General features: G+C 40.7%; 24 protein-coding genes and 2 tRNA genes. 12 read left to right on the top strand and 14 right to left on the bottom strand.

Annotated elements, in window-relative coordinates:
* Positions 1–35 precede the first annotated feature (35 nt).
* The 8 genes from nhaC to ACSSVW_RS12630 form a co-directional block, all read right to left on the bottom strand.
* Positions 36–1,514: a Na+/H+ antiporter NhaC gene (nhaC, locus tag ACSSVW_RS12665; protein ID WP_065979868.1), complete on the bottom strand. Its 1,479-nt coding sequence runs from the start codon at positions 1,512–1,514 to the stop codon at positions 36–38.
* A gap of 196 nt (positions 1,515–1,710) precedes the next feature.
* Positions 1,711–3,735 carry a carboxy terminal-processing peptidase gene (gene prc, locus ACSSVW_RS12660; RefSeq protein WP_454179441.1) on the bottom strand — a complete coding sequence of 675 codons (2,025 nt, stop codon included), beginning with the start codon at positions 3,733–3,735 and terminating at the stop codon, positions 1,711–1,713.
* A 27-nt stretch (positions 3,736–3,762) separates the two neighbouring features.
* Positions 3,763–4,416, bottom strand: coding sequence for an RNA chaperone ProQ (gene proQ, locus ACSSVW_RS12655; RefSeq protein WP_036968708.1), 654 nt, complete (start codon positions 4,414–4,416; stop codon positions 3,763–3,765).
* Between the two features lie 14 nt (positions 4,417–4,430).
* On the bottom strand, positions 4,431–4,709 hold the full coding sequence (locus ACSSVW_RS12650) for a hypothetical protein (RefSeq protein WP_036968711.1): 279 nt from the start codon (positions 4,707–4,709) through the stop codon (positions 4,431–4,433).
* Positions 4,706–5,167, bottom strand: coding sequence for a GAF domain-containing protein (locus ACSSVW_RS12645; RefSeq protein WP_036968713.1), 462 nt, complete (start codon positions 5,165–5,167; stop codon positions 4,706–4,708). The genes ACSSVW_RS12650 and ACSSVW_RS12645 overlap by 4 nt, the downstream gene beginning before the upstream one ends.
* A 125-nt stretch (positions 5,168–5,292) precedes the next feature.
* Positions 5,293–5,688, bottom strand: a complete 396-nt coding sequence (locus tag ACSSVW_RS12640; protein WP_036968716.1) for a hypothetical protein — start codon at positions 5,686–5,688, stop codon at positions 5,293–5,295.
* A gap of 141 nt (positions 5,689–5,829) precedes the next feature.
* Positions 5,830–5,920: transfer RNA gene (locus ACSSVW_RS12635), tRNA-Ser, on the bottom strand.
* A 42-nt stretch (positions 5,921–5,962) separates the two neighbouring features.
* Positions 5,963–6,053, bottom strand: a tRNA-Ser gene (locus ACSSVW_RS12630).
* Between the two features lie 257 nt (positions 6,054–6,310).
* Here ACSSVW_RS12630 and ACSSVW_RS12625 point away from each other — a divergent pair.
* The 12 genes from ACSSVW_RS12625 (at position 6,311) to ACSSVW_RS12570 (ending at position 14,611) form a co-directional block, all read left to right on the top strand.
* Positions 6,311–6,976, top strand: a complete 666-nt coding sequence (locus ACSSVW_RS12625) for a Bax inhibitor-1/YccA family protein (RefSeq protein WP_454179440.1) — start codon at positions 6,311–6,313, stop codon at positions 6,974–6,976.
* A gap of 55 nt (positions 6,977–7,031) precedes the next feature.
* Complete coding sequence (tusD, locus tag ACSSVW_RS12620) at positions 7,032–7,385, top strand: sulfurtransferase complex subunit TusD (RefSeq protein ID WP_065979866.1); 354 nt, start codon at positions 7,032–7,034, stop codon at positions 7,383–7,385.
* Entirely contained in the window at positions 7,382–7,738 is a 357-nt protein-coding gene (gene tusC / locus ACSSVW_RS12615; protein ID WP_075593624.1) for a sulfurtransferase complex subunit TusC, read from the top strand. The genes tusD and tusC overlap by 4 nt, the downstream gene beginning before the upstream one ends.
* Complete coding sequence (gene tusB / locus ACSSVW_RS12610) at positions 7,735–8,001, top strand: sulfurtransferase complex subunit TusB (protein ID WP_065979864.1); 267 nt, start codon at positions 7,735–7,737, stop codon at positions 7,999–8,001. Before tusC ends, tusB begins: the two co-directional genes overlap by 4 nt.
* A gap of 3 nt (positions 8,002–8,004) precedes the next feature.
* Positions 8,005–8,334, top strand: coding sequence for a sulfurtransferase TusE (tusE, locus tag ACSSVW_RS12605; RefSeq protein ID WP_036968729.1), 330 nt, complete (start codon positions 8,005–8,007; stop codon positions 8,332–8,334).
* Entirely contained in the window at positions 8,334–8,981 is a 648-nt protein-coding gene (locus ACSSVW_RS12600; protein WP_065979863.1) for an rRNA large subunit pseudouridine synthase E, read from the top strand. Before tusE ends, ACSSVW_RS12600 begins: the two co-directional genes overlap by 1 nt.
* Positions 8,974–9,408 (top strand): NUDIX hydrolase, encoded by a 435-nt coding sequence (locus ACSSVW_RS12595; protein WP_036968734.1) that lies wholly within the window; start codon positions 8,974–8,976, stop codon positions 9,406–9,408. Before ACSSVW_RS12600 ends, ACSSVW_RS12595 begins: the two co-directional genes overlap by 8 nt.
* Positions 9,409–9,617: 209 nt before the next feature.
* Entirely contained in the window at positions 9,618–10,718 is a 1,101-nt protein-coding gene (mnmA, locus tag ACSSVW_RS12590) for a tRNA 2-thiouridine(34) synthase MnmA (protein WP_065979989.1), read from the top strand.
* Positions 10,718–11,320 (top strand): high frequency lysogenization protein HflD, encoded by a 603-nt coding sequence (gene hflD / locus ACSSVW_RS12585; protein WP_036968737.1) that lies wholly within the window; start codon positions 10,718–10,720, stop codon positions 11,318–11,320. The genes mnmA and hflD overlap by 1 nt, the downstream gene beginning before the upstream one ends.
* Before the next feature lie 33 nt (positions 11,321–11,353).
* Positions 11,354–12,724: an adenylosuccinate lyase gene (gene purB / locus ACSSVW_RS12580; protein WP_036968740.1), complete on the top strand. Its 1,371-nt coding sequence runs from the start codon at positions 11,354–11,356 to the stop codon at positions 12,722–12,724.
* A 270-nt stretch (positions 12,725–12,994) separates the two neighbouring features.
* Positions 12,995–14,140, top strand: coding sequence for a cupin domain-containing protein (locus tag ACSSVW_RS12575; RefSeq protein WP_074988266.1), 1,146 nt, complete (start codon positions 12,995–12,997; stop codon positions 14,138–14,140).
* A gap of 12 nt (positions 14,141–14,152) precedes the next feature.
* On the top strand, positions 14,153–14,611 hold the full coding sequence (locus tag ACSSVW_RS12570; protein WP_036968745.1) for a GNAT family N-acetyltransferase: 459 nt from the start codon (positions 14,153–14,155) through the stop codon (positions 14,609–14,611).
* Between the two features lie 68 nt (positions 14,612–14,679).
* Here the strand turns inward: ACSSVW_RS12570 and ACSSVW_RS12565 are convergent, their stop codons facing one another.
* The 6 genes from ACSSVW_RS12565 to ACSSVW_RS12540 form a co-directional block, all read right to left on the bottom strand.
* Positions 14,680–15,126: a DUF4826 family protein gene (locus ACSSVW_RS12565; protein WP_036968747.1), complete on the bottom strand. Its 447-nt coding sequence runs from the start codon at positions 15,124–15,126 to the stop codon at positions 14,680–14,682.
* 103 nt (positions 15,127–15,229) lie between these two features.
* A complete protein-coding gene (locus tag ACSSVW_RS12560; RefSeq protein ID WP_454179439.1) occupies positions 15,230–15,760 on the bottom strand; it encodes a DUF924 family protein in 531 nt (176 codons plus the stop codon).
* Between the two features lie 17 nt (positions 15,761–15,777).
* A complete protein-coding gene (locus ACSSVW_RS12555) occupies positions 15,778–17,022 on the bottom strand; it encodes a lipoprotein-releasing ABC transporter permease subunit (protein ID WP_454179438.1) in 1,245 nt (414 codons plus the stop codon).
* The gene (gene lolD, locus ACSSVW_RS12550; RefSeq protein WP_036968755.1) at positions 17,012–17,710 is read right to left on the bottom strand and encodes a lipoprotein-releasing ABC transporter ATP-binding protein LolD; all 699 of its coding nucleotides are present in this window, start codon (positions 17,708–17,710) and stop codon (positions 17,012–17,014) included. The genes ACSSVW_RS12555 and lolD overlap by 11 nt, the downstream gene beginning before the upstream one ends.
* Positions 17,703–18,920 carry a lipoprotein-releasing ABC transporter permease subunit gene (locus ACSSVW_RS12545; RefSeq protein ID WP_036968758.1) on the bottom strand — a complete coding sequence of 406 codons (1,218 nt, stop codon included), beginning with the start codon at positions 18,918–18,920 and terminating at the stop codon, positions 17,703–17,705. The genes lolD and ACSSVW_RS12545 overlap by 8 nt, the downstream gene beginning before the upstream one ends.
* A gap of 89 nt (positions 18,921–19,009) precedes the next feature.
* Positions 19,010–19,891 carry a LysR family transcriptional regulator gene (locus ACSSVW_RS12540; protein ID WP_036968761.1) on the bottom strand — a complete coding sequence of 294 codons (882 nt, stop codon included), beginning with the start codon at positions 19,889–19,891 and terminating at the stop codon, positions 19,010–19,012.
* Positions 19,892–19,914: the final 23 nt, after the last annotated feature.

The raw sequence follows: 19,914 nt of genomic DNA, 5'->3' as shown, positions 1-19,914 counted from the left end.
TCCAAATGGCCCTGTTTAACAGGGCCTAACATGAATTATTCAGCGCTGGTTTGTTTAACGTGCTTTGGTTCGATACGTAAAATTTTAATACCTAAATATGCGTAAACAACAGCGAGTACGGGATTAATTAAATTAAAGAAAGCGTAAAGTGCATAATCAAATGGGTTAATTAATAAAACGCTTTGCATATATGCACCACACGTATTCCATGGGATCAGCGGGCTTGTAATGGTGCCACCGTCTTCTAAAGTACGTGATAAATTCACCGGTTTTAAACCGCGTTTTTCATATTCATCTTTAAACATACGTCCTGGTACAACAATAGCAATGTATTGATCTGCCGCCACTGCATTGGTACCGATACAAGTCGCAATTGTCGCTGTTATAAGTGAGCCGGTGCTTTTCGCTATTTTCAATATGCTTTTTACAAACATATCTAGCAAGCCAGTTTTCTCCATAATGGCGCCAAACATCAATGCGGTCATAATTAGCCAAGTTGTGTTTAACATTCCGGCCATACCGCCGCCACTGAGCAATGAATCCATTTTTTCGTCGCCCGTATCGATGCTAAAGCCATCAAAAAATGTTGTCCATACTAGCTTGAAATAGCCAATTAACTGCCCTTGTGACGTATCGATTTGACTATTAATTAAATCTGATTGAAACAACATAGCCCAAATAGCACCCAGTACTGCACCAATTGAAATAGCTGGAAATGCCGGCATTTTTCTTATTGCAAGAATAAGCAACACGACTAATGGCACGAGCATTTCAAGCCCGATATTAAAGTTGCTTTCTAACAGGTTAATGATTTCATCAATTCGGCCTGCTTCTGCTGAACCACCTGCATTAAAGCCCATAAAAATAAAAATAATTAAGGCAATGATAAAGCTAGGCACCGTGGTCCAAAGCATATGATGAATATGCTCAAACAGATCGGCTCCGGCAACCGCAGGGGCTAAATTTGTTGTTTCCGACAGTGGGCTTAACTTATCACCAAAGTACGCGCCTGAAATAACAGCACCGGCAGTCACCACCTGCTCAAGTCCTAACCCCGTTGCAACACCTAATAATGCCACACCGATGGTAGCAGCTGTCGTCCATGAGCTACCAATACTCATCGCAACAATGCCACAAATTAAACAACTAGCCGCATAGAACCAACTTGGATTGATAATTTGTAAACCATAGTAAATTAAGGTGGGTACTGTTCCAGATAGCAGCCATGTGCCAATCAATGCGCCTACCATTAACAGTATAATAATGGCACCTAATGATAAGGTGATCCCTTCAATCATTGCTTGTTCAAGCTTTTTCCAGGTATAGCCGTTTTTTAGACCGATTAAGGCAGCAGTAAAAGTAGCAAAGAGTAAGGCTATTTGATTTGGCCCCGATGATGAGTTATCACCGAATAAATAAACAGCTGCACCCAATAGGCACACGAGAACAGTAATGGGGATCAAGGCATCTAAAAAACTGGCCTGTTTGATCGGCTTCTCTTCAATTGAATTCAAAAGATAGTCTCCTACACGTCTTATGTGGCGTGTTTAATTATTATTGTTTGATTGCCTAAAGAACGCCTTGGATTAATGTTTATTAATTAGACCACGAACATTTTAGACAGCCAGATTAATCAATTATAACAAGATGCCCCGTTTTGGGCAGTAAAAAAGGCGCCTAAGCGCCTTTTTATTAACCAATTATAGGTATTTATTTTTTCGCGAGCCGACCATACTTAATATAGTCTTGCGTAATTAACGCGGCTTCTTCTAAGAAAGGGTCGAGATCATCAAGCGTATCAGGTAAATCGTCTAAGCTTTCCACTGGTTTGTGACCTAATCGAACTAATCGTTCATTAGCACGCTCAAGCGCACGCTCTTCGCCTTCGTCTTTCTCTTTGATACGTGTTGCTTCAACAAGTGAAATTGTTTTTCGATCTTTCTCTTCTTGATAACGTTTAATATCATCGAACACATAACCAAATTCAGGCTCATTGGCAATGCGCGCATCATGTAATTTATTGACATAAGCAATCGCAGGCTTCAAATCGTCAACTGAATTATATTTAGCGCGAATGATGCTGTCCCAAGGTAATGCATTGTCTTGCTGACTTTCGCCCCAGTCTGCTGGGTCAATCGCTGAGGGGAATGACACATCGGGGATCACCCCTTTATGCTGCGTGCTTCCGCCATTAATACGATAAAATTTTGCAATTGTGTATTGTACGCTGCCAAGTGGGTGATCATATAAATCATACGCACGGCCCAGCGGTTTGTGCTGTTGTACTGTACCTTTACCAAACGTTTGCTCACCAATCACAATAGCACGGCCATAGTCTTGCATCGCTGCTGCAAATATTTCAGAGGCTGATGCACTGTAACGGTCAACTAAAACGGTTAATGGGCCATCATAAAAAGTGACACCATCGCGGTCTTTTTGCTCTTCGATACGGTTGTTTAACGTATGAATTTGTACGACTGGACCTTGATCAATAAACAGGCCTGACAATTGCGTCGCTTCATACAATGAACCGCCGCCGTTTTGGCGTAAATCGATTATGATGCCATCTACTTTCGCTTCTTTTAATTTCGCAATTTCAACTTTTACGTCTTGCGATAAATTATTGTAGAAACCTGGGATTTCTATCACACCGATTTTACTTGTTAAATCTGAGTATTTCGCTTCAAATACTCCTGATTTAGCAGCACGATCTTCTAAACGAATTTTATCACGGGTTATTTCAACAACTTTCGGAGTACCATGAGCATCAGCCCCTTTTAGATACTGTAAACGAACTTTAGTACCTTTAGGGCCTTTGATTAAATCAACTACGTCATCAAGACGCCAGCCAATAACATCAACAAAGTCTTCGCCCTCTTGAGCAACACCTATAATGCGGTCATCGGCTTTAATTTGTTCAGATTTGTCAGCGGGACCACCCGGAACTAGGCTTCGGATCACGGTATAATCTTCATCATAACTTAATACTGCGCCAATACCTTCAAGTTCAAGGTCCATGTCCATTTTGAACTGTTCAGCACGGCGGGGTGATAAGTAAGATGTGTGTGCTTCAATACTACGTGCAAACGAATTCATTACAATTTGAAATGCATCTTCACTGTTTGTCTGCACTAAGCGTTTTTGCGCATTGTGGTAACGCTTGGTTAAGACCTCTTTTATGCCTTGCCAATCTTTACCGGTCATTTTTAAACGCAACGCATCGTATTTAACGCGCTGACGCCACAATTCATCAAGCTCAGCTTGAGTCGTTGCCCACTTAGCGTCTTCACGGTCAAACATATATTCATCTGCTTTATCGAACTTCATTTCATTTTCAAGTAACGATAAAGAATAATCATAACGCTCAAAACGACGCTTTAAGCTCAGATTAAAAATATCAAAGGCAAACCCAAGTTTCCCTGAAGAGAGCGCATTATCGAACTGGTCTTTATATTGTTCGAAAGAAGCAATATCAGACGCTAAAAACACACTTTTATTAAAATCGAGGGATTCGATATAACGATCAAATATCTGTTCAGATAATTCATCGTTAAAGCGAATGGGTTTGTAGTGTGCACGAGTAAATAAGTTTGTCACCCGTTTGCTTGCTGTACTATGTTGGCTTTCTTGCTTGAGTACTGGTAAATCTTCTGCAGTTAAATTATCTGTAGAAGCCAATAATGAACCTGAAAACAGGGCAGCGACTAACGGAATGAGCGTAAACTTTTTACTCATACACAACTCCTTTATTTTTTACAGCTATTAAATGATATACAGGCTGTCTGCTTTGGTCTTAACTTGCATTCCTGTTACTAACTCAACGTGAACTTCATCTTTATTCACTTCAGTAATAACTGCGTTTACAAGTGCTTGGCCAAGTTTAACTTTAACCTTGCTATTAACCTTGACCTCTGAGGCAGGTAATGGTTCAACTTTTCCTGAACGTTTTGCAGGAGCAGCTTTAGCTGGTTTAGTGTTAACTCTAGCGCCTTTATCGCCTGTTTTGGCGTGCGAACCCGCATTCTTTTTGTAAGATTTTGTGTCTGCATCTTTACGTGGTGGACGCTGGGCTTTTTTGCGTTTAGCCATTTTTGCGCGGCTTTCTTCTAACGCTTTTTGAGCGTGCTCAATGTGCTCTTGTTCCACTTTTTCATCTTGATTACCATCAAGGTCAATACGGAACTCAGACTTTGTCACGGCTTCTAAATAGCGCCAGTTTGAGGTGTACTTTCTTAACGCTTGACGAACCTGAGTTTTACTGACTTTCTCAGAACCTTCAATGCGCTCAGCGATATCTTTAAAGATACCCACTTTAAGCGGCTGAATGCCGTCTTTTTGTTTAAAACATTGTGGAAATTCTTGGTATAAGAAATCCAATACTTCATTAATATCTTTTAGCTTGTTTGTGGTTTCCATGTTAGAACCTTTTATTACATCTTTTCATCGAGCGATGAATCGACATAGTGTGTTACCCAGTCGGTTAACTCTTCGAAGTCCGCTTCAATAAGCGCTAAATCACCGCGAAGGTGTTCCCAAATACCATTTATAATTTCATCAATTGATTCACAGTCTAAGTCATCTGGAAGACGATCCCAAGCCATATGAATCAAGTCGTTGAGCCTTTCAGCTGCAACTTCTTCTTCCCCTTCCCAATCACCAACATCGTGAATGGCAAAAAGGTAATCTTGCACATTTAGCAGATCTTTCATTTCAGATTTGCCTCAAAGCATTTTACCAATGCTTCTAAACCAGCTTGGTCATCAGTATCGAATCGACCGATGCTCGGACTATCGATATCAAGCACGGCAAACACGTGACCATCTTTGAAGATTGGTACAACAATTTCAGAGTTTGATGCTGCATCACAAGCAATATGACCTGCAAAAGCGTGAACATCTTCAACTAATTGTGTTTCTTGTGTTTGTGCCGCAGTCCCACATACCCCTTTTCCAACTGGAATACGGATACACGCAGGATTACCTTGAAACGGCCCTAGCACTAATTCTTCTGGCGAATCCAGTAAATAAAAGCCCGCCCAATTTATATCCTCTAATGAGGTAAATAACAACGCACTAATATTCGCCATATTAGCTATGACATTGGGTTCACCAGCGATCAGCGATTCAGTTTGTTTAACTAATGACTGGTAAAAATCTTGCTTTTGCATACCAAACTACTTCTTATTAAACATACAGTAGCTAAAGGTACTCTTTGTAGGCGATAAATGAAACCTTTTAAGGGCAAAAAAAAACATTTTGCCCTTAATTTCAGTCAGCTTGATTAAATATTCTGCTATTGATGAGATGTTTGAGATGGTAGACCCTGTCGCAAGCCAAATAAAAATAATCCTGCGGCCAATGCAGACATAATTGCATTTACAATAAACGCCATACCTGATGTCGCACTTAGCAAGTAACTAAAAATAGCACCCCCGAGTAAACCCAAAGTAAGAACGCCTGAATAGTTTACTTTTGCGTACTTGTACATAAGCAGATAACCAGGCACAACAAATGCTGCCATTGTAAGGCCAACAATATGTGCATTTGCAATCGCGTTCATAAATAAATTGAAAAAGATACGCCAGCCATTTCCTTCTAGCGTCAATGCGTAATATACACCGAGTACACAGCCAATAATGACGGGTGATAATAATGAAAGTCCTACACTCTTTGCTAAACGATGTTTCATAAATTCCCTAATTTCACAAAGATAATACGAGAAGTATTAAGCATGGACTAACTCGGTAGAATACGAAATATCGACCATAGTCGTAATTTAAAAACAGCAGAAACAAAAAAGCCGCTGAATTAGTTTCAGCGGCTTTTATAATGGTGGAGAGATAGGGATTTGAACCCTAGAGGGGCTATAAACCCCTGCCGGTTTTCAAGACCGGTGCATTCGACCACTCTGCCATCTCTCCGAGTGCGGAAAAACTACTCGCTTTCGCCAGTAGTAAAAATAATGGTGGAGAGATAGGGATTTGAACCCTAGAGGGGCTACAAACCCCTGCCGGTTTTCAAGACCGGTGCATTCGACCACTCTGCCATCTCTCCGACGGCGTGCATAATAGATAAGGCAGCTTAGTTTGTGAAGCTTTTTTTTCAAAAAACTGTTTAAGTGATTAAAAAACAACTAAATCGTTCAGCAAAAACACAATGCGAGCCAAATTGTGAACAATCTGAACTTTTTTATTATTTATCGTGTCTATTGATCTACAAAGGTTTGCCCAAATATATAACTCTTGATAGGCTTAGTTCAGTTTAACTATTGGAACTAACGAACATATCAGTTCATTTAAGGAGCTCTAACAATGGCGTTTAATCAATCGTACAATACCGCTAGACCGGTTATGTCGACCATTGAAACAAATAAAGTACTAAAAAACACGTATTTTTTACTTGCTATGACACTGGCTTTCAGTGCCATTACTGCAGGTATTTCAATGGCAATGAACCTACCTTACTTTATGGGTATAGTATTTAGCTTAGTTGCGTTTGGTGTGCTTTTTGTGGTGCATAAAAAGGCAGACAGCGCATCGGGTGTTGCATGGGTATTTGTTTTTACAGGGTTGATGGGAGCAGGCTTAGGTCCGATCCTTAACTACTACGCAGCAATGCCAAATGGTCCAATGCTTATTATGCAAGCACTGGGTTCAACCGCACTTATTTTCTTTGGTTTATCGGCGTATGCGCTAACGACCAAAAAAGATTTCTCATTTATGGGCGGCTTTTTAACCGTTGGCTTAATCGTTGTTATCATTGCAAGCTTAGTCAATTTATTCATCGGCAGCTCAATCACGTTTATGGTGATAAATGCAGCAGTTGTGTTAATTATGTCGGGTTTAATCTTGTTCGACACAAGCCGCATTATTAACGGCGGTGAAACAAACTACATTCGTGCCACCGTTGCACTGTACTTAAACGTGTATAACCTATTCACTTCGCTTCTACATCTACTTGGCACAAGTGATGACTAATTAAATAGTTCTGTTAAAATAGCCCCTTTCTAGGGGCTTTTTTATTGGATGCGTTTTGGCACAATTTGTACTTTCACTTCACACCGCACCGACCGATCATGACTGTACGCAACGTCTGATTAAATTTACACAGGCTTGCCTTGATTCAGGGCACACAATTTCAGCTGTTTTTTTGTATCAAGCAGGTGTGTATCACGCCAGTCAACATTTAGAACTCGCCAGTGACGAGTTACCTGTTAGTCGTTTATGGCAAGAACTCAACGCTAAAAGTATCCCACTTTTACTGTGTGTTACCGCAGCAGAAAAGCGTGGTTTAGACATCGAAAATACAGGGGTATTCACCGTTGCAGGTCTGGCCGAGTTTGCTATGCTCGCTGCGGATGCTGATAAATGGGTGCAATTTAAATGAAGAACATTTTAGTAATTAGCCAACATGGCCCGTTTGACGATCAGCATATGCGTGAATCACTCGACACCACACTGATATTTGCCGCCATTGAGCAAAATATTAGTTGGTTACTCAGTGGCGATGCTGTACTGGCACTCAAAAAACACCAACAACCTGAAGTATTGGGAATTAAAAACTATTTTAAAACCATTAAAACGCTTGAGTTATATGATGTTGAAAACATTTACGTTTGCGAAAAATCACTGATGGATTTTAATTTAACCAAAGATAATTTAATTATTGATGTAAAAGTCGCTAATTTTGAGCAGCAGCGCCTCTTAATAAGTCAGCAGCACCAGGTGGTGACTCTATGAGTACCTTGCATATCTTTTCAAAACCTTTGTCGCACTACTGCACCAATGCACTTGAAAATTTAATCAGCAGTGATGACACTGTGCTGCTTGTCGGTGATGCTTGCTACAACATTAAACAGTACAGACAATTTTCTGCTGCTTTGCATTTATTAAAAGAAGATGCCACTGCGCGTGCCATTACGCTTAGCGAATATGATGTCGATATTGACTACAACCAGTTTGTTGAACTGACTTTAACTAGCCAAAACACTATCACGTGGTAAACCATGCTCGAATTTAATAACAAACAAATAGACACTGATAAACAAGGTTATTTACTCAACAGCGCAGATTGGAGTGAAGCACTGGCTCCTATAATTGCTGAGCAAGAAAACATAACCCTGACTGCACAACATTGGGAAGTCGTGCATTTTGTTCGTGACTTTTATTTAGAATACAACACCAGTCCAGCTATTCGTATGCTAGTAAAAGCAATGGCACAAAAACTCGGCGAAGAAAAAGGCAACAGCATGTATCTATATAAGCTGTTTCCAAAAGGCCCTGCGAAGCAAGCTACAAAAATTGCAGGTTTACCAAAGCCAGCAAGGTGTATTTAATGGCACACAAACCTACGAGTAAACCGCGTCGCAGTAATGGGCGACGTTATTCAAGACCCACAGTAAAACGTGAAGTAAAAGAACCCTTAAGCCCAGAGCAACGCAAAGTTGTGCTGTTCAATAAGCCATTTGATGTATTGTGCCAGTTTACGGATGATCAAAATCGTAAAACTCTGGCTGATTTTATAAACATCAAAGACGTTTATGCTGCAGGTCGCCTCGACAGAGACAGCGAGGGCCTATTGCTACTCACCAATTGTGGAAAATTACAGCACACATTGACTGAGCCACATAAAAAGACCGCTAAAACTTACTGGGTGCAAGTCGAAGGCGATGTTACCGACGAAGCCATTTATGCGCTCAATAAAGGTGTAGAGCTTAAAGATGGCATGACCAAACCAGCCAAAGTTAAACGCATTGACGAACCGACCTTGTGGCCTCGAACACCACCGGTAAGAGAGCGTAAAAACATTCCGACTAGTTGGCTTGAAATCTCAATAACTGAAGGACGAAATCGTCAAGTAAGGCGCATGACAGCCCATGTTGGTTTCCCGACCTTAAGACTTATCCGTTACAGCATTGGCAAATATACCCTTGCAGGATTAGCAAGTGGCGAATATAAAGTAGTGGATAACCCAGATGCATAAACCTCATGTCACTGTTGCCGCTATCGTTACCTGTCAAAACAAGTTTTTACTGGTAAAAGAGCGTGATAAACACACCGGCGAAATTTGTTACAATCAACCTGCAGGGCATTTAGAAGCACACGAGACCGTGAGCGAAGCAGCAAGTCGTGAACTATACGAAGAAACGGGTTTAACGCTCTCCCCTTCACATCTTGTGGGTATTTATAATCTGCATGCCACAAATGGTGTACACTACATGCGATTTAGTTTTGCGTTTAGTTGCGCTGAGCAGCTCCCCCCTTCACCTATTGATAGCGATATTATAAGCGCTCACTGGTTCAGCTTAGACGCCATAAAAGAGCTGCCACTCAGAAGCCCTCTGGTTTTAAAGTGTATTGAAGATCATCTCGCAGGACATGCCTATCCTCTGAGCCTGATTTACCAATAACGACGCGTGTTATTTACCAATAATGACGATTGTTTTGATTAACGCTGTTAAATAAAAGCGATTTATTACAGTAGCAAGCAAATAACCACTATTTGCAATCAATAGCGCGCCTAAATTACGTTTAATCCTAACTGAAACTCGCATCTTGAAGTGGTTTGGGTATATAATATCGGCCTTTCCACAGCAGTTAAAAAATGACAGCGAATATTATGAGCGAAAATAGTCACATTAAAGTCATCGTTGGTATGTCCGGCGGTGTTGATTCTTCTGTATCAGCGTATTTATTAAAGCAACAAGGCTATCAAGTAGAAGGCTTGTTCATGAAAAACTGGGAAGAAGACGATAATGATGAATATTGCGCTGCTGCAGAAGATCTTAAAGACGCACAAGCCGTGTGCGATAAACTAGGTATTGAACTACATACTGTTAACTTTGCAGCAGAATACTGGGATAACGTGTTTGAGTACTTTTTAGCAGAGTACAAAGCAGGTCGCACACCTAATCCAGACATCATGTGTAACAAAGAAATTAAATTCAAAGCCTTTCTAGAATTTGCAGCTGAAGCGCTAGGTGCCGATTATATCGCCACGGGTCATTATGTGCGCCGTGAAAAGCGAGACGACAAATATGTTATGTGCCGTGGCCTTGATGACAACAAAGATCAAAGCTACTTTTTATACACACTAAGTCATGAGCATATTGCACAAACACTTTTCCCTGTTGGTGATATTGCCAAGCCAGACGTTCGTCGCATTGCCGAAGAACAAGATTTAATTACGCACGATAAAAAAGATAGCACCGGTATTTGTTTTATTGGTGAGCGTAAATTTAAAGACTTTTTACAAAAATTCTTACCGGCACAACCGGGCAAAATTGAAGACACTGATGGTAACGAAGTCGGTGAGCACGAAGGTCTTATGTACCATACCCTTGGCCAACGAAAAGGCCTGTTAATTGGCGGTATGAAAGAAGGTTCAGGCGAGCCTTGGTATGTTGTAGACAAAGACATTGCACGCAATGTTTTAGTGGTTGGTCAAGGTAAAGATCACCCTCGCTTATACAGTAATGGCTTAAATGCTAACCAACTTCACTGGGTTGACCGTGTTGGGCCAAAGGGCACGACGCGTTGTACAGTGAAAACACGCTATCGCCAAGAAGACATCAGCTGTACATTGCTGGTTGGTGAAGATGGTATGGCACGCGTATTATTCGATGAGCCACAAAAAGCAGTGACACCAGGCCAATCAGCCGTTTTTTATGCTGACGAAGTATGCCTCGGTGGCGGTATTATCGATTCGGTGATCAAATAATGACAGAGCACCAAGTCATGGCATTAGCCGCCATGTGTCAAGTTGCTAAACAGGTTCAAAAAGTAGCGCAATATGGCAGTGGTAGCGATCACGAATTAGAAAAATTACTCAACTGTATTGTAGAGACGTCACCGAATACCCCTGAAGATGTATACCAGGGAAAACATAATTTACGTGAGGGTTATCGCGTGTTGACTGCCCAGCTTTCAGCAGGCGCCGACAAAGACGTTGAAATCGTAAAGTATGTAGGTGGCTTAATGCAGTTAGAACGTGCATTAAGTGCAAAACAAAACAGTTTAAATGAATTAGGTCGACGTATCGATGATGTAAAACGACGCCTCGACCATTTTGCAATCACAGATGATACCGTGGTCGCAGCGCTTGCCGATATTTACTCATCGGTGCTAAGCCCCCTTGGGCATCGTATTCAAGTGTACGGCAAGCCAGAGTTATTAAAGCAGCAACTCACGCAAAACAAAATCCGCGCTCTCCTTTTAGCCGGAATTCGTAGTGCCGTGTTATGGCGACAAATGGGCGGTAAACGCCGTCACTTTTTCTTTGCGAAAAGAAAAATTCTCGCTATTGCTAAACAGTATATTTAATTATCGTTCAAACTAGACAATTTAGGAGTCATTATGGAGCTTTCAGCGTTAACCGCTATCTCTCCGGTAGATGGTCGCTATGGCAGCAAGACCACGGAACTACGCAGCATTTTCAGCGAATTTGGTTTAATCAAATACCGTGTAACTGTTGAGGTTCGTTGGTTACAAGCCTTGTCTGCAGCAAGCGCAATCACAGAAGTACCGGCATTTAGCGACGAGGCTAATGCTTTACTTAATGCCATTGTTGATAACTTTAGCGAAGCTGACGCAGCACGCGTTAAAGAAATCGAGCGCACAACTAACCACGACGTTAAAGCCGTTGAATATCTACTGAAAGAAAAAGTAGCTGACAACGCAGAGCTTAACGCAGTGAATGAGTTTATTCATTTCGCATGTACATCAGAAGACATTAACAACCTATCTCACGGTTTAATGTTAACTGAAGCGCGTGACAAAGTGTTACTTCCTTACTGTGATCAACTCCTAAATGCTTTAAAAGAAAAAGCAGTTGAATATAAATCTGTTGCTATGATGACTCGTACACACGGTCAGCCTGCAACACCTTCAACAATGGGTAAAGAGTTTGCAAACGTCTACATGCGCTTAAAGCGTCAACGTGACCAAATTGCTCAAGTTGAAATGCTAGGTAAAATCAACGGTGCAGTAGGTAACTACAATGCCCACCTAAGTGCATACCCAGATTACGATTGGCACAACCATGCTGAACAATTCGTTACGAGTCTTGGTTTAACATTTAACCCATTCACAACACAAATCGAGCCACACGATTATATTGCAGAGCTTTTTGATGCAATTGCACGTTTCAATACTGTGCTACTTGATTTTGACCGTGACGTTTGGGGTTACATTGCTCTTAATCACTTTAAACAAAAAACGATTGCGGGTGAAATTGGTTCATCAACAATGCCACATAAAGTAAATCCAATCGATTTTGAAAATTCTGAAGGTAACTTAGGTATTGCAAATGCAATCTTTGCTCACCTTGCGCAAAAACTGCCTGTATCTCGCTGGCAACGTGACCTAACTGATTCAACCGTTTTACGTAACCTGGGTGTGGGCATGGGCTATACCCTAATTGCTTATCAAGCAACGTTAAAAGGTGTTAGCAAACTTGAAGTTAACGAACCGCGCCTTTTAGAAGAACTTGATCAAAACTGGGAATTACTTGCTGAGCCTATTCAAACAGTCATGCGTAAATACGGTATCGAAAAGCCGTACGAAAAGCTTAAAGACTTAACACGTGGTAAACGTGTTAACAAAGAAATCATGGCTGATTTCATTGATGGTCTTGATTTACCAGAAGAAGCAAAAGTTGAAATGAAAAAATTGACACCGGCAAACTATATTGGCCGTGCTGTTGAGTTCATTGATAACTTAGCATAAATTGCGTATGTGACTTTAAAAAGCGAAAGGCCTTCCTTTCGCTTTTTTATTACTTTTAATTATGCCAACTTGCTCAATTAATACCATTTTGCTTACTTAAGTGGTCTATTTTGAGGCAATAAAACCGCGTTGATAACAGGCAAAAATTTAGTTATTTAGTTGTTCTAAATCAGAAATTTTTAACGCAGGTAGCGACTGGTTTAATCACTCAAAATGATTAAGTATTTTTGCACATTGGTATAACTCAACAGCTTGGTATTAGGTGCCTATATGTATCAACTAACTATTAATTCGCTTACTCCGCAGCAATTCCTAAGCGAGTATTGGCAGAAAAAACCGCTACTTATTAAACAAGGTTTTAGTGATTTTCAAGATCCTATTGAGCCAGAGGAGTTAGCTGGACTTGCAATGGAAGACAGCATTGAGTCACGTATCATCACCAATCATGCTGATGACTGGCAGGCATACCACGGCCCATTCGAAGACTTTAGCTTACTAACAGAAAAGAATGCCACATTGCTAGTACAAGCCGTTGATCATTGGCATGCAGATGCAGCTCAATTACTTGAACCATTTCGTTTTATTCCAAACTGGCGAATTGATGATCTGATGATAAGTTACTCAACACCAGGAGGTGGCGTGGGTCCGCATCTAGACCAATATGATGTATTTATCATTCAAGGTCTTGGCAAACGTCATTGGCGTGTTGGTTTACCTGATGCAAACTTAAAACAATTCGCCCAAAATAAAAGTCTGCTTCAAGTAGAACAATTCCCTGCTGTAATTGATTGTGTATTAGAGCCTGGCGATATTTTGTATATTCCTCCTGGTTGCCCACATGAAGGCTATGCAGTTGAAAATGCTCTTAACTACTCAGTGGGTTTTAGAGCACCTAATCAACGAGACTTACTCTCACAATTTGCCGATCACTTAATTGATACTGAACTTGGCAATACACGCTATGGCGATAGCAAGCTGACACTGCGCGATTCTAAAGGTGAGCTAAACAACCTAGAAGCCGAGCAAATTAAACAGCTCATGATCGCAGCCATCGATGATAATACAGTGTTTAAAACCTGGCTTGGTAATAGTTTAAGTCAACCAAAACACGACATGGACTTAGCGCCTTTAGAAGAGCCCTACACGGTTGATCAAGTACGTGAGCTGCTCACTGATGAAACGCTGGTTTTTGAACGTTTAGGTGGTACACGCGCTATTTATCAAATTATTGATGATAAAGTTCTTTTAAGTGTTAACGGTATAAACTACCTGCATGAAATGAGTGCACTTGCTGATATCAAAAGGCTTACAGACCAAAGCTGGCTGACAGCAGATGATATAAATAGTTCAAAAAATAACCACGACTTTTTAAAAACATTTACTACACTTTTAAATGAGGGTATTTGGTTTTGTTAGGAGCGTGTGCTTATGGGGTATCATATTGACGAAGTTGAATGGAGTATCGACAAGGAACTCTTACAACGGATCAGAGAACGTGTATTTGTATATGAGCTTCATATACCAAAACACGTTGAATTTGATCATTTAGATAAAACAGCCCATCACGTGCTCGTTACAGACGATGGAAAATGCCCAGTTGCCACTGGGCGTTTGTGTAATGATGGTTTGATTGGGCGCATTGCCGTCTTACCAGAGCATCGCAACCGTTCGGTTTATAAATCACTGCTAACCTACTTAGTTAATATGGCTGAAAAGCAAGGCTGTGATTGCGTCAGTATTAATTGTATTTTAAATGAAGTTGAACGATTTAAACGAAATGGTTTTGCTGCTGATGGCTTAGTATTTATGGAAGCGGGTATTCCTAGACAGCGAATGCTTTGCCCTATAAAACAGTTTGATACGCGACCATTCACGATGGTTCATTAGTGACTTTTGTCATTTTCATAAAAAAGCTGAATAAAATTATTCAGCTTTTTTTTATAATTAAAATTCGATTACGCGGGCTCATTCTGCCACATTTCATCTTTTTCGAATAACTCATACAAACCATGAGCGCGATTAATCAGTAGGTTAGCAAAATCAACTTTCGTTTTATCTGTTGCACCAGATTGCATCAATTGGTCTGCTTTTAATTGCCACTGCATTGAGAAATAACGTAAGACTTCGCGTGGGTTTGCAGCCGCGCCCGCTTCAGCATGATCGGTAGGCAATCGACCCGTAATCACCCAATAACTTTTACCATTTTGCGCTTTGAACTTCCAAATTGCGACTAGCGGTGCAATAAAACGGCTTTCTTTTTCAACAACAGTTTGCGGTATAACACCTTTTTCAGCTAAGTGCTTTTGTGCATTTTGGAAACATTCTCTTTGCCAAATAACACTTTGCTTTTGTGCTTCTGCTTGTTCTTCAGGTGTTAATGGTCTCGCTTGTTTTTGTTCCATGATGGTTACTCTTTTACAACATTTCAGACACTTTAAGGCTTAATATTGAGCTGTGCAAGTGTTTAGGGGTAAACGAAGTGCATTTGGATATTATTCACCCAAGTTAAAAGGAAGAGCCCGGTTCCGTTAAAAATTGCAGCTCTTCTTGCGTTGATTCTCGCCCTAAAATGGCATTGCGGTGGGGATAACGACCAAATCTATCAATGATCAACTTGTGTTTTAGTTCAAATTCATAATTAGGCAGGCCCCTGAATAATTGTAAGGCCTGCTGATGAATCGCTTTTGATTCACTGTGCATAAAAGGCATATAAATAAAGGCTGCTTGCTCAGTCGATAGTGCCTTGTTAAAGCCTAATTCGATTGCACGCTGAGCAAGAGTTAGCGCTTGGGCATCTTGGCTAAAAGCACGCGGTGTATTGCGATAAATATTACGAGAGAACTGATCTAAAACTATGATTTCTGCTAAAGAGCCTATCGCATCGACTCGCCAATTAGCGCACTCTCCTGCTATTACCTGCAAAAGTAACGGTGCGTATTTATCAGTAATTAACCTATCTAATTCATCGGACTGCTGATACCAAGCCGAAGGCCCTAAATCATTAAACCAAAAATCAATAACTGATTGCTTATCCATGCACTCGTCTCCTACATTTAATTGCCTAGCACTTTTGCTGGGTCTACACGGGTGGCTTGCCATGCAGGATATAAAGTGGCCAGTATCGCTAACACAAAGGTCACAATAACGGTGACCACAATATCTTGCCAGACTAATTTACTGGGTAAAAACTCAATAAAATAAACACCTTGTAAAGGGTTGTCGCCTAAAAGGTTACTCAGCCAAGTAAATAATTCGCTGATATTTAACGCCACCATCACACCGATAATAGTGCCAAGTACAACCCCTATTAACGCCTGTGTAAATCCCTGCATCACAAACGTTGCTAAAATAGTACTGTCTTGTGCGCCCATGGTTTTTAGAATGGCAATATTTGCTTGTTTTTCGCGTACCTCCATCACCAAAGATGACACGATATTAAAGCTTGCAACAGCAATGATTAAAAACACCACAATATAAACAATGGTGCGCACCATTTGAATGTCTTGATACAAGCTGCCCTGCGTTCTAAACCAACTCGAGACATACACATAATCAGGGATAACTTGGCCAACACGCATCGCGATTTGATGAGCATTAAAAACATCATCCACTTTTAAACGTAAACCTGTAACCTGATCTTCACTAAAACCCAATACTGATTGTGCTTTATCTAAACGAATAAAAGCAGCCGTTTCATCAATAGGTCCACCCATGTTAATTATGCCAGCCAAGTTTAAACTAACCCGTTTTGGCGCAAGCAAGGTGTTACTTTGCTGGTTAATTTGCGGGATTAACAAAGTAACAGGATCCCCTATTTTCAACCCTAATTTATTAACAACTTGCTGACCTAAAAGAATATCTTCTTGTTGCAGCTGGCTAACCAGTCGGCCTTGAGTAAATTGATTAATCGCTGATACTTGGTTTTCAAATTCGCTAGCAACTCCACGTACCTCAACAGCTTTTAAATCACTTTTAAATTGCGCCATGCCATTCACGCTAATAAAAGGCGCCGCTCCCACTACACCAGATTGCGAGTTAAGTAGGCTTACTTTTGACTGCCAATTATTAATCGGTTTATTCGGCGCAACATATTCAACCTGAGGCACGACAGACAGTAAACGATGAACAAGCTGTTGCTCAAAACCATTAATAACCGAAAGGGCAACGATTAAAACGGCCACGCCCAATAAAATACCAATTGTCGATGCTTTAGCTATAAAGCTAACAAAACCGTTTTGCCCATCTTTGTGTCCTGAGTGCGCTCTAAAACGCTTCGAAATAAACGCACTAAGCAACATGCTGAGACTCTTTAATCGCTAATTTTCCATCGTCAAGATAAGCAATCTTCCCAAGCTTATCAGCAAGTTCTAAATCGTGTGTTACCACCACAAAGCTGGTTTTTAAGCTGCTGTTTAACTCTTTAATGAGGTCGTATATTTTAATCGCATTTTGCTTATCTAAGTTGCCGGTAGGCTCATCGGCAAGCACTAAAGCGGGCTCTGTCACCAATGCACGCGCAATTGCGACACGCTGACGCTCACCACCAGACAAAGCCGAGGGTTTATGTTCACTACGATGCGACAACCCTACTTTATCAAGCATAACCCGTGCTTTTTCAGTCGCGTCCTTGGCACTTAATCCCTTTATGAGTAACGGCATTGCAACGTTTTCAACTGCCGTAAACTCCATTAATAAATGATGAAATTGATAAATAAACCCTAAATTCTCATTACGGAAATTAGCTTGTTGCTTACGATTTAGTTTACCGACTTGTTTACCTTTAATTTCAACTTTACCGTCTGTGGCACCATCAAGCGTACCTAAAATATGTAGTAACGTGCTTTTTCCTGAACCCGAGCTGCCAACAACAGCGAGCATTTCACCTTGCTCTAAGCTCAAGTTAACCCCTTTTAATACTGCAACTTGGTTTTCGCCATCTTGATACACTTTATTAAGCTGCTGACACTTGATTACTAACTCACTCATAACGTAATACCTCTGCTGGGTTCACTTTTGCAGCTTTACGGGCAGGATACAACGTTGCTAAAAAGCTCATTGCAATACTACCGGCGGCAATTAGGCTTAAACTGACTACATCAAATTTAACAGGTAAACGCATGCCTGCGAGTAAATTGATGCCAAACATATTCAATAATTCATTAATGTACTGACTAAACAACACACCCAGTAATGCACCAATGCTGGTGCCAATTAAACCGTTATACAGACCTTGGATCATAAATACATTTTGTACTTGTGCTGGTGTTAGCCCTAAGGTTTGTAAAATAGCGACCTCACTTTGCTTTTCACTCACCATCATGGTCAAAGCCGAGACGATATTAAACACCGCAACTAATACTATTAATCCTAGTAACATAGACATGATGCGCTTTTCCATGGCCACCGCAGCGAATAAGGTGCCTTGGCTATCGCGCCAGTCTGTGTGTTCAACGTCTTTAAATATAGACGCATGACTTTTAAGCACCTGCTCAACGGCAAATGGTTCATGCAAAGAAACACTCAAATTAGGGGCAACTGATTGTGAGAGCTTTAAAACACGCTGCAATGAATAGCCGCTAGTAAATGCAAGTGACATATCGATTTCAGATTGTGTTTCGTACAGCGCTGCAACCGTAAATAAACGCTGGCTAGGTACTCGACCAAGCGGAGTATAGGTGCTTGCATTTGGCATGATCACCCGTACTTTGTCACCCAACGAAATACCCAGTTTACGACTTAAATAACGACTTATTGCTATATGATAATTTTCATCCATGACTAGTGACCAATTACCTGCCACTATTTTTTCTTTAATGTTATATAACGAGCTCCCATCATCATATAAGCCTTGTAAGAGCACACCATGAAGGTCTTGATTAGTTTGTAAAATAGCCTCTCCATGACGATACAAATTGACTTGTTTTACAGCAGGAGACTCCGACAGCTGTGACTTAATACGCGACATGGCTTCTTTAGACTGTGACTTAGCGTCCACTTCAATATGCGGGATCAAGCCTAACATATTAGTCTTGAGGTTATTTTCAAAACCATTCATCACAGAGCTTACGGTAAAAAGAGCCATTAAACCGATAGCAATGCCCGCAATAGAAAAAAACGAAATAAAAGAGATAAAGGCGTTGCCCTTTGAGGAGCGGCTATATCTCAGCCCTATAAAAAGGCTAACAGGTTGAAACATAAGTAATTATAGGTTTTATAAGGGCTAAATATGCGCTCATGTTAGCATATATTTAGCCATGATGGGATTATCGAATTTGTAAAAAATAATTATAAATCTGATACTTGAACAGTCTCTATTAAGTGGTCTAATAATGCTTTTACATTCGTTGCAATAAATTGCCTTGGCGGATATACCCCCCAAACGCCTTCAGGTGCGGGGGCAACATTGGAAAGCACCGCGACTAATTGACCTGACTGCAAATATTTATCCACGTAATAATCTGGTAGCTGCACAATGCCTAAACCTTTAATAGCAGCATCAACCAAAGCCCAGCCACTATTACACTGTAATCGACCCGCCACTTTAATATGTTTATCTTGAAGTTGATCTTTCACACGCCAGTAACTGTTATTTCCAATTAAACAGTGGTGCTGATGAAGTTCACTCACACTATGAGGCTGACCATAGTTATTGATATAGTCTGGACTACAACAAATCACTAAACGTCGCTGACTTATTCGTCTGGCCTTTAATGATGAATCCTTTAAATGCCCTAACCGAATCGCCAGATCAAACCCCTCATCTAATAAATTGACTTGTTCATTGCTCAAGTGACTAATAACTTCAATATCAGGATGTTTCTGCATAAATGTATGGACAGCAGGCATAATGTAGCTTTCGCCATACATCACTGGTGCAGTTAATTTAATTGTCCCTTTTGGTGTCAGTTGCTGCTCAGCCAAAAGTGCCGTGGCGTCGTCCATCGCATTTTGCAATTGTTTAGTTTGATGAGCAAACACTTCACCTTCTTGGGTAAGTACCACCTTGCGTGTTGTCCGAGTAAGCAATTGCGTATTTAAACGCTCTTCTAATTGGCTCACATAGCGACTGACATGCGCCACTGACATCCCTAATAATCGACTTGCTTTAGTAAAGCTGCCTGTTTCAGCGACGGCTAAAAACTCATCAATTCCATGCCAACGATTCATTATTACCATACTGTAAAAGTGTT

The sequence above is a fragment of the Pseudoalteromonas sp. MBR-15 genome (genome assembly GCF_053628915.1).
Note: the sequence above shows the minus strand (reverse complement) of the source record. Positions and strands in the feature narration are given on the sequence as shown.

Excerpts from the sequence above, each read along its gene's own strand:
- tusC (WP_075593624.1), top strand. The coding sequence starts at position 7,382 with ATGAAGAACATTTTAGTAATTAGCCAACATGGCCCGTTTGACGATCAG.
- ACSSVW_RS12545 (WP_036968758.1), bottom strand. The coding sequence starts at position 18,920 with ATGTTTCAACCTGTTAGCCTTTTTATAGGGCTGAGATATAGCCGCTCC.
- ACSSVW_RS12575 (WP_074988266.1), top strand. The coding sequence starts at position 12,995 with ATGTATCAACTAACTATTAATTCGCTTACTCCGCAGCAATTCCTAAGC.
- tusB (WP_065979864.1), top strand. The coding sequence starts at position 7,735 with ATGAGTACCTTGCATATCTTTTCAAAACCTTTGTCGCACTACTGCACC.
- proQ (WP_036968708.1), bottom strand. The coding sequence starts at position 4,416 with ATGGAAACCACAAACAAGCTAAAAGATATTAATGAAGTATTGGATTTC.
- ACSSVW_RS12555 (WP_454179438.1), bottom strand. The coding sequence starts at position 17,022 with ATGTTGCTTAGTGCGTTTATTTCGAAGCGTTTTAGAGCGCACTCAGGA.
- ACSSVW_RS12625 (WP_454179440.1), top strand. The coding sequence starts at position 6,311 with ATGGCGTTTAATCAATCGTACAATACCGCTAGACCGGTTATGTCGACC.
- prc (WP_454179441.1), bottom strand. The coding sequence starts at position 3,735 with ATGAGTAAAAAGTTTACGCTCATTCCGTTAGTCGCTGCCCTGTTTTCA.
- ACSSVW_RS12570 (WP_036968745.1), top strand. The coding sequence starts at position 14,153 with ATGGGGTATCATATTGACGAAGTTGAATGGAGTATCGACAAGGAACTC.
- hflD (WP_036968737.1), top strand. The coding sequence starts at position 10,718 with ATGACAGAGCACCAAGTCATGGCATTAGCCGCCATGTGTCAAGTTGCT.
- tusE (WP_036968729.1), top strand. The coding sequence starts at position 8,005 with ATGCTCGAATTTAATAACAAACAAATAGACACTGATAAACAAGGTTAT.
- ACSSVW_RS12565 (WP_036968747.1), bottom strand. The coding sequence starts at position 15,126 with ATGGAACAAAAACAAGCGAGACCATTAACACCTGAAGAACAAGCAGAA.
- ACSSVW_RS12640 (WP_036968716.1), bottom strand. The coding sequence starts at position 5,688 with ATGAAACATCGTTTAGCAAAGAGTGTAGGACTTTCATTATTATCACCC.
- ACSSVW_RS12650 (WP_036968711.1), bottom strand. The coding sequence starts at position 4,709 with ATGAAAGATCTGCTAAATGTGCAAGATTACCTTTTTGCCATTCACGAT.
- mnmA (WP_065979989.1), top strand. The coding sequence starts at position 9,618 with ATGAGCGAAAATAGTCACATTAAAGTCATCGTTGGTATGTCCGGCGGT.
- ACSSVW_RS12560 (WP_454179439.1), bottom strand. The coding sequence starts at position 15,760 with ATGGATAAGCAATCAGTTATTGATTTTTGGTTTAATGATTTAGGGCCT.
- lolD (WP_036968755.1), bottom strand. The coding sequence starts at position 17,710 with ATGAGTGAGTTAGTAATCAAGTGTCAGCAGCTTAATAAAGTGTATCAA.
- purB (WP_036968740.1), top strand. The coding sequence starts at position 11,354 with ATGGAGCTTTCAGCGTTAACCGCTATCTCTCCGGTAGATGGTCGCTAT.
- ACSSVW_RS12645 (WP_036968713.1), bottom strand. The coding sequence starts at position 5,167 with ATGCAAAAGCAAGATTTTTACCAGTCATTAGTTAAACAAACTGAATCG.
- ACSSVW_RS12600 (WP_065979863.1), top strand. The coding sequence starts at position 8,334 with ATGGCACACAAACCTACGAGTAAACCGCGTCGCAGTAATGGGCGACGT.
- ACSSVW_RS12540 (WP_036968761.1), bottom strand. The coding sequence starts at position 19,891 with ATGAATCGTTGGCATGGAATTGATGAGTTTTTAGCCGTCGCTGAAACA.
- ACSSVW_RS12595 (WP_036968734.1), top strand. The coding sequence starts at position 8,974 with ATGCATAAACCTCATGTCACTGTTGCCGCTATCGTTACCTGTCAAAAC.